The sequence below is a fragment of the Mesorhizobium sp. M7A.F.Ca.CA.002.05.1.1 genome (assembly GCF_003998335.1).
Classification (GTDB): domain Bacteria; phylum Pseudomonadota; class Alphaproteobacteria; order Rhizobiales; family Rhizobiaceae; genus Mesorhizobium.
This window is the reverse complement of the sequence record NZ_RZQI01000065.1, coordinates 1-12,596: the sequence shown is the minus strand read 5'-3', so window position 1 is coordinate 12,596 and position 12,596 is coordinate 1. Positions and strand designations below refer to the sequence as shown.

12 protein-coding genes and 1 tRNA gene are annotated in these 12,596 nt (G+C 62.3%); 6 read left to right on the top strand and 7 right to left on the bottom strand.

The features are described 5' to 3' along the window. The first annotated feature begins 242 nt into the window (after positions 1-242). The gene (locus EN939_RS05780) at positions 243-1,322 is read left to right on the top strand and encodes a thymidylate synthase (RefSeq protein WP_127267268.1); all 1,080 of its coding nucleotides are present in this window, start codon (positions 243-245) and stop codon (positions 1,320-1,322) included. Then, complete coding sequence (locus EN939_RS05775; RefSeq protein WP_127267267.1) at positions 1,303-2,241, top strand: alpha-glutamyl/putrescinyl thymine pyrophosphorylase clade 3 protein; 939 nt, start codon at positions 1,303-1,305, stop codon at positions 2,239-2,241. Before EN939_RS05780 ends, EN939_RS05775 begins: the two co-directional genes overlap by 20 nt. On the opposite strand, the gene EN939_RS05770 is transcribed toward EN939_RS05775, so the two are convergent. From EN939_RS05770 to EN939_RS05750, 5 genes are all read right to left on the bottom strand, one after another. After that, entirely contained in the window at positions 2,238-3,296 is a 1,059-nt protein-coding gene (locus tag EN939_RS05770) for an ImmA/IrrE family metallo-endopeptidase (RefSeq protein WP_164749084.1), read from the bottom strand. The two genes, EN939_RS05775 and EN939_RS05770, sit on opposite strands and share 4 nt — an antisense overlap. A 47-nt stretch (positions 3,297-3,343) precedes the next feature. Then, entirely contained in the window at positions 3,344-3,667 is a 324-nt protein-coding gene (locus tag EN939_RS05765; protein ID WP_127267265.1) for a hypothetical protein, read from the bottom strand. A gap of 253 nt (positions 3,668-3,920) precedes the next feature. Next, positions 3,921-3,997 (bottom strand) — tRNA-Arg (locus EN939_RS05760). Positions 3,998-4,128: 131 nt separating this feature from the next. Further along, positions 4,129-5,055 (bottom strand): DUF1003 domain-containing protein, encoded by a 927-nt coding sequence (locus EN939_RS05755; RefSeq protein ID WP_127267264.1) that lies wholly within the window; start codon positions 5,053-5,055, stop codon positions 4,129-4,131. 384 nt (positions 5,056-5,439) lie between these two features. Further along, complete coding sequence (locus tag EN939_RS05750) at positions 5,440-6,321, bottom strand: D-alanyl-D-alanine carboxypeptidase family protein (protein ID WP_236383085.1); 882 nt, start codon at positions 6,319-6,321, stop codon at positions 5,440-5,442. Between the two features lie 419 nt (positions 6,322-6,740). Between EN939_RS05750 and EN939_RS05745 the strand changes: the two genes are divergently transcribed. The 4 genes from EN939_RS05745 (at position 6,741) to EN939_RS05725 (ending at position 11,297) form a co-directional block, all read left to right on the top strand. Next, positions 6,741-8,483: a methyl-accepting chemotaxis protein gene (locus EN939_RS05745; protein WP_236383084.1), complete on the top strand. Its 1,743-nt coding sequence runs from the start codon at positions 6,741-6,743 to the stop codon at positions 8,481-8,483. 306 nt (positions 8,484-8,789) lie between these two features. Continuing rightward, positions 8,790-9,890 carry a hypothetical protein gene (locus EN939_RS05740; RefSeq protein WP_127267262.1) on the top strand — a complete coding sequence of 367 codons (1,101 nt, stop codon included), beginning with the start codon at positions 8,790-8,792 and terminating at the stop codon, positions 9,888-9,890. Between the two features lie 353 nt (positions 9,891-10,243). Continuing rightward, positions 10,244-10,864 carry a nucleoside triphosphate hydrolase gene (locus EN939_RS05730; protein WP_127267261.1) on the top strand — a complete coding sequence of 207 codons (621 nt, stop codon included), beginning with the start codon at positions 10,244-10,246 and terminating at the stop codon, positions 10,862-10,864. Between the two features lie 85 nt (positions 10,865-10,949). Continuing rightward, a complete protein-coding gene (locus EN939_RS05725) occupies positions 10,950-11,297 on the top strand; it encodes a hypothetical protein (protein ID WP_127267260.1) in 348 nt (115 codons plus the stop codon). Between the two features lie 18 nt (positions 11,298-11,315). On the opposite strand, the gene EN939_RS05720 is transcribed toward EN939_RS05725, so the two are convergent. Together EN939_RS05720 and EN939_RS05715 are read right to left on the bottom strand one after the other, a co-directional pair. Then, entirely contained in the window at positions 11,316-12,020 is a 705-nt protein-coding gene (locus EN939_RS05720) for a glutathione S-transferase N-terminal domain-containing protein (RefSeq protein WP_127267259.1), read from the bottom strand. Between the two features lie 160 nt (positions 12,021-12,180). Further along, a partial coding sequence (locus EN939_RS05715) for a beta-ketoacyl-[acyl-carrier-protein] synthase family protein (protein ID WP_442919524.1) occupies positions 12,181-12,596 on the bottom strand: 416 nt, incomplete at its 5' end.

Below are 12,596 nucleotides of genomic sequence, written 5' to 3'. Positions count from 1 at the left end.
GATTACGAAGCTGGAGTGCCCGCTGGTGGAGCGGGAGAGTGTGAGGGGGGTGGCGGGCTGACGGCGGCGCGGCTGGGCAGCAAAGGGAGCGCCGAACTGGACGTTGCGAATTCTGCAGCCGAATAAAAGGCGGTGGTGGAATATTCAATTGCAGCCGGATACTCTTCCTGCTGAGATATAATCGCGAATCGATCTTGCTTGATAGTCAGGTTCAACAGCAGACTCGGCAGCAAGGACCGTGCGTGTTTCATCACTCTGCCGACAATCTCGACGATTTAATGCGAAAGGTTTTCACGCGGCTGTTGTCCGGTAACAAGCGGAACAACCGCGTGAGATCACGCAAAGGTACAAGCACCGAGTTGTTCGGTGCGCTTCTCGAACTTACTAATCCGCGTGCGCGACTGGGAAGATCCGAGGCGCGCGCTAGAGTTTTCAGTCCGCTTGGCGAACTGCTCTGGTACCTGTCAGGCAGCGACGCATTAGACCAAATCAATTACTACATCGAAGGATATGACGAGTTTTCCGACGACGGCGAGACGCTCAACGGCGCTTATGGCCGCCGTATCTTCGGGCGCGCTCGCCTGCACGGCGACGCCGAGCCCAAGGACGAATGGCAGCGCGTGATCGACACTCTGCGCGCCGAGCCCGGTTCGCGTAACGCGATCATCCAAATCTACGCGAACGCCGACGGTGCTCGAAACGGTGCAGACGGCAAAAAAAGCAAGGACATTCCTTGCACCTGCACGCTGCATTTCGTCATCAGGAAGAAACGGCTTCACCTACACGTGCACATGCGGTCCAACGACGTTTTCCTCGGGCTGCCGCATGACGTCTTCTCGTTTACCATGCTGCAGGAGATCGCCGCGCGTGAGTTAGGGGTCGAACCAGGAACCTATCATCACTCGGTGGCCAGCCTACATCTCTACGACGACACGGAAAGGCAAAAGCCGCGTACAAACGCCCAGAAGTACGTGGACGAGGGGCTGCACGACATCGTCCCCATGCCGCCGATGCCGTTGGGCGATCCGTGGCCGGCCGTATGGCAAGTGCTGGAAGCGGAACGTGAAATCCGTGCCGGCAACCCGAATTTCGAACCCGTGGCGGATCTCGACCCCTATTGGCGGGACCTGATTATACTGCTGCGCGTCTTTGCTCTTGGCACATTACGGGATACGAAGCGTGCCGCCGAGTTGCTCAACCGGCTGAACCATGACGGGTTCAAACTCTATGTGCTCGATCGGATCGCTAAGAAGAAAGTGGCGGATCCGGTCATCCGAGAACTGTTCGAACCGGAAGAAGTAGATGCCCAACGGAATCCATAGGGACCGCCAATTCCAATTGCTGAAAGGCCTTGCGGCATACGAAGACGAATTCGGTCCACTTCCCGGTATCGCGGATCCCGCGGCCAGACAGACACTGGTTGAGCAGATGGTGTCGAGCATCCGACGGATCGAGTATGTGCGGAATTTCCGCCATCGCCCAGCCATCTCGGCTGATCGTATCAATCCGTACTCCCCTCTTTTCGATCCTCTGAAAGGTGCGTTTTATCTTGATACCAAGGGCCGCCGCGACGAAGCGGTATGGATAGCTTTTCTGGGCACTCATTTTGGCAAACACGCCGAAGATGCCTGGAAGCTGGCCGCGAACGTCATGGGCTCGTTCGGAGAGGGGCCGGTGTGGACTTTGGAGCGCTATGGCGTCAACAGGGCCGATTTTGAGGCGATGTTAACCACGCATGAGGATGACCTGAAGTCCAAATCTATATCCGGACGATTTTCGAACCACCGTCAGTACCAAAGCAAGAAGATTGGCAATATTGGCAAGGTGTTCAGTACTTTCCACGAATGGTTGACGGCCTCGGGTGGTATGAATTCCAAGGTGCGGCTGATACATAAAGAGGTTGGCCAGGAGCCTACGGCAGTTTTCAAGAAGCTCTACCGATCGATGAAGGATGTCTACGGTTTTGGTCGCTTGGGCAAGTTCGACTTCCTGACCATGTTGGGCAAGCTAGACCTAGCGCCGATTGACGCCGACAGTGTGTACCTAACGGGCGCCACCGGCCCGTTGTTCGGGGCTAAGCTGCTAGTCTTGGGAGCGACCAATGCAGAAGGTAAGCCCAAGGAGATCGAGAGGGCGGTTGATACGCTCGACGACTACCTCAACGTGGGTAAGCAAGTGCTTGAAGACAGTCTCTGCAATTGGCAGAAGAGCCCGACGATCTACACTTATTTCAGAGGTTAGTCGATCAGGTCAGGTATGTTTGGGTCTTCACCCCAACGGTAGCGGCGCTTGAGGAAGTTCAGCTTGCTGTGATCCACCACGTCGGCCCGCTGCAACTGACCTACGATGATACCTGGTGTGACATCCACCGCTCGGGCGATGGCCATGATAGCCTTCGGCCCCACGCCACGGTTGTCGAGTTCTTCCCGAAAATTGGCAGGAAAGAGCAATTCTTGCGCAAACTCGTTGGCCTCTCGTTCTTGAGTCTCCGTGTCCGTTCCCATGAATACAGCGCCTTCGCCGTCGATATGGTCTTGCCCATGCAGTACGATGTGCGCAGCCTCATGAAAGAACGTGAACCAAAAATGGTCTTCCGCCATATGGCGGAAGCTAAGCAGGATGACCGGATTGCCGTTGGTATCGAACCAGGACGCGCCACTTGCGCGGCAACCGTCCGGAGTCCGGGCGGTTGCTACTGCCACACCGACAGATCTGCAAGCGGCTACGAGGCGCGGAACAAACGCGGATGGCCGTTTGAAAGCTGAAAGCTTCTTTAGTCCTGGAAGCATGTTCCTAAATGCCGAGAGGTCAAACTCGGGCAGGTCACGGTCGGCGATGGCCAATTCGCCGGCGCGCAGCCAGACCAGTGTGGCCATGCCGTCGGACGCGAGGGATAGTGAGGTTCGGAAAGCGACAGCGCCCACGCCCGATGAGTAGCGCTGTCCCCATTCCTGCAGAGTCAAGCAGCCAAAAAATGCGAGAATCTCGTCCTTGAGTTTGTTCTTAGACTTGCTGCCTTTGGGGACCCAACCGAATTTGCGCATCGATGCTGCCGGCATCGATGCGACCCATGACGCCTCTGAGTCTTGTGAACTCTCGTCCAAACGGGCCATATCCAAAACGTAGGATTTATCGCGGGCCAGCCAGAACCGCGTCGTAGACCCTAGATTGTCGGCCAGAACACCGGCGTCACTTTCTGTCAACCGACGGTGGCCCCTAATCAAAGCGTCGAAATCGTCTGTGGATATTCCCAATGCGTCAGCGAGTTCTGCGCCGTCGATTTCCTTGGTGTCCATGAGCCGCACTATCGTGTCGCCCGGCGGTGAAGACCAGTTAGGGTCAATCATGCTAGCAGCTTTCCGTTGTTGAGAATCCGCAAGAGCTTAACGCGGTGAACATCGCCCCAGTTGGTCGTGTCGATCACACCGGCTCCGATGGGCTCCACCTCCACTACAGCGGAATCTCCCAATGGATAGCTTAACCCGATCTTGCCTTCAGCCCAGTTAACCTTTGGTTCATCCGGCACTTCGTGGAGATAAATGGCGCCCCGCATGTCTGCGATAAGACTGTGGTATGACCGTGCCAGGTCCTCACCGAGCATTTTCGTTGCCGCCTTTCCGTCGATAGTTGCCCTTCGGATTTTCGGTGTGAGATAGTGAAGTTCCAAGGCAAATCGTCCCGCGAGCAGACCCGAGACCACGCCTGTGACTACTTCGCGCTGCGAGTAGTGAGAGACAGCCCGAGGAAAAAGACAAGTCGAATCGTTCGTCTAGACAACTAATGTCAGCGCTATCCGGCTACGACACCATAATCAATGCCGGTGTCGTCATGTAGCTGAGCGATTGTGCTTATCCTTGCTGATATGCGGCGCAAAGCAGCCACCGCCAAACGCAGTGTCCAGAACGGACCCCTTTGCATTCTGGCGCACCCGACAGGATTCGAACCTGTGACCTCTGCCTTCGGAGGGCAGCGCTCTATCCAGCTGAGCTACGGGTGCTTTCCGGAATCCGGAAAACGAACCAGCCGGTGAACCGGCAAGTCACGGCTTCTTAGCGGAAGCAGGCGCGGGCTTCAACGGGCAATTGGAGATTGGCGCAGCGACATGGCCCGGTGCGTGCAGGCTGCGGCCTATGAGGTTGCCGCCCCCGCCTTCACCGTCCGCCGCCCGCGCACCGCCCGCTTCGGCTTCTTCGCACCCGCCAGTTCGTGCATCGCATCCAGCTGCATCTGCTGCATTTCGGCGAGCCGCGTCCATTGGCGCGAGATGAGGTAGTCGAGTTTTTCGTGCAGATGGCGCACTTCGAGCTCGGCCTTGAGGTTGACGCGGTAGTCGTTGAAGGAGCGCAGGCGGTCCTTGGACTCCTGCCGCCGCTGGCTCATCATGATGATCGGCGCCTGGATGGCGGCGATGCAGGAGAGCAGCAGGTTGAGCAGGATGAAGGGATAGGGATCGAAGGCGGCGCTCATGCCTTCGAGCAGGTTGATGCCGATCCACACCAGAAGCACGCTGCCGAACGAGATCAGGAACCACCAGCTGCCGCCGAAGGCCGCCATGTTGTCGGAGACGCGGTCGGCAAAGGTGCGGTGCTCCTCGAATTCTTCTTCCGAGTTTTCGGAAATCGTGTCCTGCCTGGCGATCGATTCGACCACCTGGCGGTCGAGCTCGGAGAATTCGCCGTGCTCCTGCTGCAGCAGCTCCTCCATGTAGCGCATGCGGTAGCGGCCGAGCTCGGCGCGGCTGATGCGGGCGCCGGCCGGCAGGTCGGGATGGTCCGACCGGATGCGGTCGGCGAGGCTCGGGCGCAGCGTGTCGATGCGCACCAGGTCGCGCTTGCGGAATTTGCGGCCCGAGATCGCCGACGGTTTTTTCTTCGGCTTGCCACGGTGGGCGCCGGGACCCGCAGGTTCGGAGTCCGGCACTTCGGGCGTCTCGAAGTGCTCGTCCGATACCGGATCGGCCTCCAGCTCACTGAGGGTCGGCGCCTCGAAATATTCGCCGCCGCTGTCGTGCTGGTTGTCTTCCGGTTGCTCGGGCGTTTTGGGGACGGTGCTCATGGGTGCGGGCTCCTGATGGTGCTGGGCGACGTATGCCGCAACATCGCCAGCATCGCGACGGATTTCGTGGGACTACAAGTGTTTTTGATCGCTTCCCGACTTCGTCATCCACGGGCGGAGCGGGAGCGAAGCGGACGCGCAGACGCGAGGATCCATGCCGCGACCTGCGAGTGTCGCTTGCGGTGCAGAACTTGCCCGATGTTGGCGCCAATCACCCCCCTCTGTCCTGCCAGCGTGCGCAAGGTTCTGCACCCTGGTGACGCGTTTGGAGTCCCGGCATGGATCCTCGGGTCTGCGCCGCGTCGCTATGCTCCTTGCTTCGCCCGTGGATGACGAAGTGGTGGGCGGCAGCCGAGCACCCAGACGCGAACCGCGCCGCGGCCACTATTGCTCGGCGAACATCAGCCTGGTCTTGGCGCCGTCCGTCGTCGGCGACAGGCTCCGTTGGATCAGCGCTTCGACGTGGTCGTTGCGCTGGCGGGCTGAGTCGGCGCCCATCACCACGACGATCAGATTGCGGCCGTCGGCGTTGTAGGAGGTGACGATGTTGAAGCCCGACGCCCTGATGTAGCCGGTCTTGATGCCGTCGACGCCGCGCACGCGGCCGAGCATGTCGTTGTGGCCGCGCACCAGCCGGCCGCGGAACATGAAATCGCTTTCGGAGAAATAGTGGAACTGCTGGGGAAAGCGCCGATGCAGCGCCATGCCGAGCACCGCCATGTCGCGCGCCGTCGTCATCTGGCCACCGTCGGGCAGACCGGACGCGTTGCGGAAAATGGTGCTGGTCATGCCGAGCTGGCGCGCCCTGGATGTCATCATGGCGGCGAACTGAGCTTCACTGCCGCCGAGATATTCGCCGACCGCCACGGCCACGTCGTTGGCGGATTTGACGACGATGGCGCGGATCGCGGAATCGACGTCGATGCTCTCGCCGCGCCGGAAGCGCAGCTTGGTCGGCGGCTGCGAGGCGGCATGGTCCGAAACCGGGATCTGCGTCTGCTTGCTGACGCGGCCGGAGTCCAGCGCCTCGAACAGCAGATAGAGCGTCATCATCTTGGTCAGCGAGGCCGGGTAGCGCTGCGCCGTCGAGCTGACCTCGAACAGCTGCTTGCCGGTCCTGGCGTCGACGACGATGGCCGCATATTTCTGCGCCGGCGCCGGCACGGCCAGCACGCTGTCGGGCGGCGTCGTGGCGCAGCCGGCAAGCAGCACCAGCAGGGCGAGTGCCGCAAAAAATCTCTGGATGAGCGGAAGGGGGTTGTACAAGGGCAAGTCTGTTCTGGGGTCGGCTGTTGCTGAGATGCGGCGAAGCTAACGTAACGCATGTGATGCGTCCATTTGGTTAATGGCGGCAGCAAGGCATTTGCCCAGGTTTGCGCATATTTTCAGAGCTTGGCGCCGCCCCTCATCTGGCTGCCGCCATCTTCTCCCCGTGAACGGGGAGAAGGACGCTCTCCTCGACGGGTTCGCCAACCGCCGGCGTCGCAGAGTGAACGCCAACGCCGCGGCATCTCCCTTCTCCCCGTTCACGGGGTGCCGGCAGGCGGATGAGGGGCAGCGCCGGCGTCGGCTATCGGCCCCGCCGAGCATCTGCCCCGAAAACGCCGGTTTTCCCGTGTCTTTCCTTGCCAGGGCCGCGTTTCCCGTGGGAAGGGGCGTGGTATCTCAGGGCTTGGGGGCTTGGCATGACGAATATCGGGGCCGGGGGCGCAGCGCCCTCGCTTATCAGGGCATCGCTCAGCCGCACCGGCAAATGGGCCGGCAGTGTCGCCTTTATCGGGGGTGCCGTATCAGACATCCTCAATCCGCTGGCGCCGTTCGCCGCCTATATCGCGCTGACCGCCGCGGTGGCCGCAATCATCATCGCCATTGCCATCGTGCTCAGGCTGGTGCTGGCGGCCAGAGCGCTGCCGGCCTTGATCTTCGCCACCACGGCGGCGGCCGTCGCCAGTGGCGTCTACGGCCTGCAGCAGCAGACCAACGCCCAGAACGGGGTGATCGCCAGCCTGGTGCCGGCCATTGCCGGGCTGCAGCAGTCGATGGGCATCGTGTCCGAAAAAGTGGCCAGGATCGAGCAGACCGTCACGCAGATGCAAAATACGGTCGAGGCGGTCAAGCAGACGACCGACACGGTGGCGAAGAAGGCCGACGAGATCGCTAACGCCCAGCAGCAGCAGACGCAGCAGACGGCGGAGGTGCAGAAGACCACCGACGAGGTGAAGAAGCAGACCGAGACGCTGGCCGCCGGCCAGGCGCAGCAGCAGGCCCAGACCGAGAAGCTGCAAGAAACGACGCAGCAGATCGCCGCCTCGATCGACACCATCGCCAAGGGCTTTGCCGCCTTGGCCGCGCAAGGCGGGGCGATTGCCGAGCCGAAGCGGCCGGACGAATTCTACCACAATGCCCGCGTCTACGAGCTGTCCGGCGACATGCTCAACGCGCGGCGCTCCTACCTCGCCTTCGCCGGTTTCGATGTCGACGCCATCGACCCCTACACGCGCTTTGCCACGCTGCTTCGGGTGCAGGACGGTAAGGCCGGCGCGCGCGAAGTGTTCGGCGCGCTTGCCGACAAGGGCAAGGCGCTGTCGATCAAGCTTGTGCATATCCAGCAGTTCGACGACGCCCAGCGGCTCGACAAGCTCAACGCCTTCATATCAGCCAATCCAGATTTCGCGCCGGCCTATTTCCTGCTGGCGCAGGAGTTTTCCGAAGACCGGCTCGGCGCCCAGACGCTGGCCGACAAGCGCAACGAGGCCAAGGCGCTGACCAGGTTCGTGTCCTACGAAAAGGATGGCGGGCTGCTCAAATATGTCGTCGACCAGACGCAGTTGGCCGACTGGCTGGACCGCAGCCGCAACCGGCTGGCGGCACTCGGCGACGTGCTCGATCCCGCCCGCTTCGTGCCTTCGCTGACGCCGATGCGCTCCAACCAGGGCTGGTCGATGACCATCTCGCTGCCGGAGCCGGCGACCGCCATCTCCTGGCGCATGGGCGACAGCGGCCCGTTCACCGACACCGGTTTCCTGGCCATGAACGACCAGACGACCGGCAAGCCGATGGCCAATCCGAGCTTCGAGATGCCCGACAGCACCGTGGCGGGGATCATCGCCATCAAATATCTCGACATCAGGGGCCGCGAGACCGGCCCGTTCGACATCCGCTTCGACCCGGAGACCGCGCTCCAGCAAGGCAACAAGCAGATCCTCGACCAGTTCTGGACCTCGTGGATCGCTTTCGATGCCAGCGGCAATCATGGGCTGGTCTACTTCACCCAGATGCTGTCCTACCGCTGCGCCATCAAGCAGGTGCATTACAGCCTGAACGGCGCGGCGCTCGACAAGGAGATCAAGATGCCGCCCTGCGACAAGAAGGACCCTTACGCCATCCCCTACGACTACCAGCCCTATTCAAGGTCGCCGACAGCGTGAAATCGATGTCGGTGCAGGTCACCTACACCGACGACACCAAGTCGCCGGTGCGGGAATACAAGCGGCAGTAGAGGCGCCCACCCTCCCCCTTGTGGGGAGGGTCGATCCGCCCAGCGGATCGGGGTGGGGGTGACGCCGGCGCCAGACCCCCACCCCGTCGAACGATCTCCGCTTCGCTCCGGCCGCTCGCCGACCCTCCCCACAAGGGGGAGGGTGAAAGGGCGCTGATGCAAAATGCCTGTCGCAGTGCTTGCGCAGGTGCCGCCGAACAGGCCAGTTTGCGCCTGCAGAATCGGTGAGAGCGCAATGACCATCCACACCATCAAGGCCCGGGGCATTTCGGTTTCGCTCGACCTCACGGTCGGCCACATCGCCGACATGGTCGTCGAGGGTGGCGGGCGGCAGCTGAAGCCGCTGCACCGCGCACCCTGGGTCGATGCGAACGAGACACTGCCGGACAATTTGCCGGAAGGCACCGTTCGGCTGTCCGGCGATTTCCTCTGCGCGCCGTTTTCGCGCAGCGATGTCGAGGAAGCGCCGCTGCATGGCTGGCCGGCCAACAGCGCCTGGGATGTCGTCGAAAGTGCCGCGACAGACGATGGCTGGCGCGCGGTCTATCGCCTGCGGCACAAGGTGATGGGCGCTTCGATCGACAAGATCCTGACGCTGCGCGACGGCCATCCCTTCCTCTACCAGGAACATGTGTTTTCCGGCGGCCATGGTGCGATTTCGGTCGCGCATCACCCGATGACGACAATGACGGGCGGCGGCAGGCTGGCCTTTTCGCCGAAGCGGTTTGCCGCGACGCTGGACGACCCGCTGGAGCCGGATCCCGCACGCGGCCGCTTCCTGCTGGCCTATCCGGCACGATCCGCCGATCTCGGCCGTTTTCCCGCCGCAGGCGGCGGTACGCTCGACCTGACGGAATACCGCATGGGCGACCTGCGCGAGGATTTCCTCACGCTGGTCGAGACAGATCATGGCGGACCGGGCTGGACCGCGCTGGCGCGCCAGGCCGAGGACGATCTGGTGCTGGTGCTGAAGAACCCTGCCGAGCTACCGATCACCATGCTGTGGCTCAGCAATGGCGGGCGCGACTACGCGCCCTGGAGCGGCCGCCACCTTGGCGTGCTCGGCATCGAGGATGGCCGCGCCGCCGTCGGCCATGCCGCCTCGATCGGCGACAACTGGCTGAGGCGCGAAGGGGTAGCGACCGCCTTTGCGCTGGACGAAAGCCAAAGCGTTTCCTTTCGCCATGTCATCGGCGCCATGCCGCTATCTGGCGGCGAGCCACCGCAGGAGCTCACGACGGCGGATGGCCGCATGCGGCTGACGGCCGGTGGCGCGGCGCGGGAGGTTCCCTTCGACAGCGATTTCCTGCGTATTGGGCAGCCTGTGGCTGCCTGAACGAACAGCACAGTTTACTTCTGTTCGTTCAGGGGTTCCCATCAATTGCCAAAGTTGGCGCCGCCCCTCACCTGCCTGCCGGCATCCTCTCCCCGTATAGTGACGGGGAGAGGGGTGCTCTCATCACCGATTTCGCCAACTACCAGCGTTACAGAGTAGGCGCCGAGATTGCGGCTGGCCCCTTCTCCCCGTCACTATACGGGGAGAAGTGCCCGGCAGGGCGATGAGGGGCGGCGCCAACTTTGGCAAAAGACCGCCTCCAATAGCTCAAATCCCGATTTGAAATTTCCGCCAACTGCCGACAAGATACAGCGGAAATTATCGTGCCGATCATCCAGGCAAGCGAGGCTCTCATGTCCGAAATCGCCCATCTCGCCGCCACCATCTTCAAACGCGCCGGCAAGGCAAAGCGCTTCATCGTCGCCATTGCCGGTCCACCAGGCTCCGGCAAGTCGACGCTGTCGGCAAGGCTGCATGAACTGCTGCCCGAAGGGGCGGCTGAGGTCGTGCCGATGGACGGCTTCCACTATGACGACGCAGTGCTCGAGCGGCGCGGCCTGCGCGCGCGCAAGGGCGCGCCGGAAACCTTCGACTTTGCCGGGTTTGAGGCCCTGCTGAAGCGTATCCGTGCCGGCGAACCCGACATCGCCATCCCGGTCTTCGACCGCAGCATGGAACTGTCACGCGCCGCTGCTTCGATCGTCGCCACGCAAACCAAGTTCATCCTGGTCGAGGGCAACTATCTGCTGCTCGACGAAGAGCCGTGGTCGCGGCTGGCGCCGCTGTTCGATTTCTCGATCTTCGTCGACGTGCCGCGCAACGAGCTCGAGCGCCGCCTGATGGAGCGCTGGCACGGACATGGCCGCTCCGATGAAGATGCGCGCGCCTGGATCGCGTCCAACGACCTGCCCAACATCGAACGCGTGCTCGCGCGGCGCCGGGCTGCCGATCTGGTGATCGGCCTTTCCGCTTGATTCGACGGATTGCGCAAGGGGAACCTTAAGACTTTCAGGGCGTTATCCCGACACGGCAATTGTGCCAAAAGAGGGATTCGGTCCAATGGCAACCAAGGCAAGAAAGCCCGCGCCCGCCAAGGGCAAGGCGACCCAATCCAAGGCCGGCGCCGGCCCGGCGATGACAGCCCGTTCGAAGGACGCCAAGCCGGCCTTCGGCAAGGCAGCGCCGAAGAAAGTGGTGCCGACCGCAGCGAAAGCCGCGCCGAAAGCCGCAAAGCCGAAGAAGCCCGCGAGTTCCAGCGACTCCCTGAGCGGCAGTGCGATGCGCACGGCCAAGGCGACGGCCAACGTCGCTGCCGGCGCGGTCATGGTCGCCGCCCGAGGTGCTGCGTCGCTCGCCGCTTCCGTCATGGGCAAAGGCGGTTCGAAGGCCAAAGCGAAGGCCAAATAGCCGCGCTTCGAAGGCTGGCTATCCCTTGGCCGGGATGGTCAGGCCTTTCTGCACCGCCGGCCGCGCCAGGCCGCGCTCCAGCCATGTCGAGACATTGGCGAAATCGTCGAAGCCGACGAGTTCGCGGGCTTCGTACAAGCCGATCAGGTTGCGCACCCAGCCGAGCAGCGAGATGTCGGCGATGGTGTAGTCATTGCCCATGATCCACTTGCGCCCCTTCAGCCTGCCGTCGAGCACACCGAGCAGTCGCTTTGACTCGTCGCGATAGCGCTCCAGAGGGCGTTTGTCGGCGATCTCGCGGCCGGCGAATTTGTGGAAGAAGCCGACCTGGCCGAACATCGGCCCCACCGAAGCCATCTGGAAGAACACCCACTGGATGGTCTCGTAGCGGCGCGCGGCATCGATGGGCATGAGCAGGCCGGTTTTTTCAGCGAGGTAGAGCAGGATGGCGCCGGATTCGAACAGGCCGATCGGCTTGCCGTCCGGACCGTTCGGATCGATGATCGCCGGTATCTTGCCGTTGGGATTGAGCGACAGGAATTCCGGTGTCCAGCTTTCGTTCTTGCCGATGTTGACCAGATGCGGCTCATAGGGCAGGCCGAGCTCCTCCAGGGCGATCGATATCTTCACGCCGTTCGGCGTTGTCGCCGAATAGAGCTGGAGCTGGTCCGGATGCTTGGCCGGCCAACGCGTTGCGATCGGAAAGGCGGACAGGTCTGCCATGGAAACTCCTGAATGGGGTTCGCGCCGAGCGGCGCGGTCTTGGCGGGTCGGCCAAGGATTAGACGCGGCGCACGGCACGATCAATATGGCGGTGAAGGTTTCGTCGTGCACGAACAATCAACGGAATGGTCTGCCTGAGGCAGATCGCGCGCCCCTTAGATCAGACGGCCTTGAAGGCCAGCACGGCATTGGTGCCGCCGAACGCGAAGCCGTTGCTGATCGCGGCGCGCACCTTGCGCTCGCGAGGCACGTTCGGCGTGACGTCGAGGTCGCAATCGGGATCGGCCTCGCGAAAATTGGCCGTCGGCGGCACCATGCCTTCGCGGATCGCCATCACGCAGGCGATCATCTCCAGCGCCCCCGATGCGCCGAGGCAATGGGCGTGCATCGACTTGGTCGACGACACCGAAAGCTTGTAGGCATGGTCGCCGAAGACGCGCTTGATCGCTGCCGTCTCGATCTGGTCGTTGGCCTTGGTGCCGGTGCCATGGGCGTTGAGGTAGTCGACATCCTCGGGATTGAAGCCGGCATCGGCCATGCGCGCCTGCCTGGCCGATGCCGGCTTCAATCCCGAGG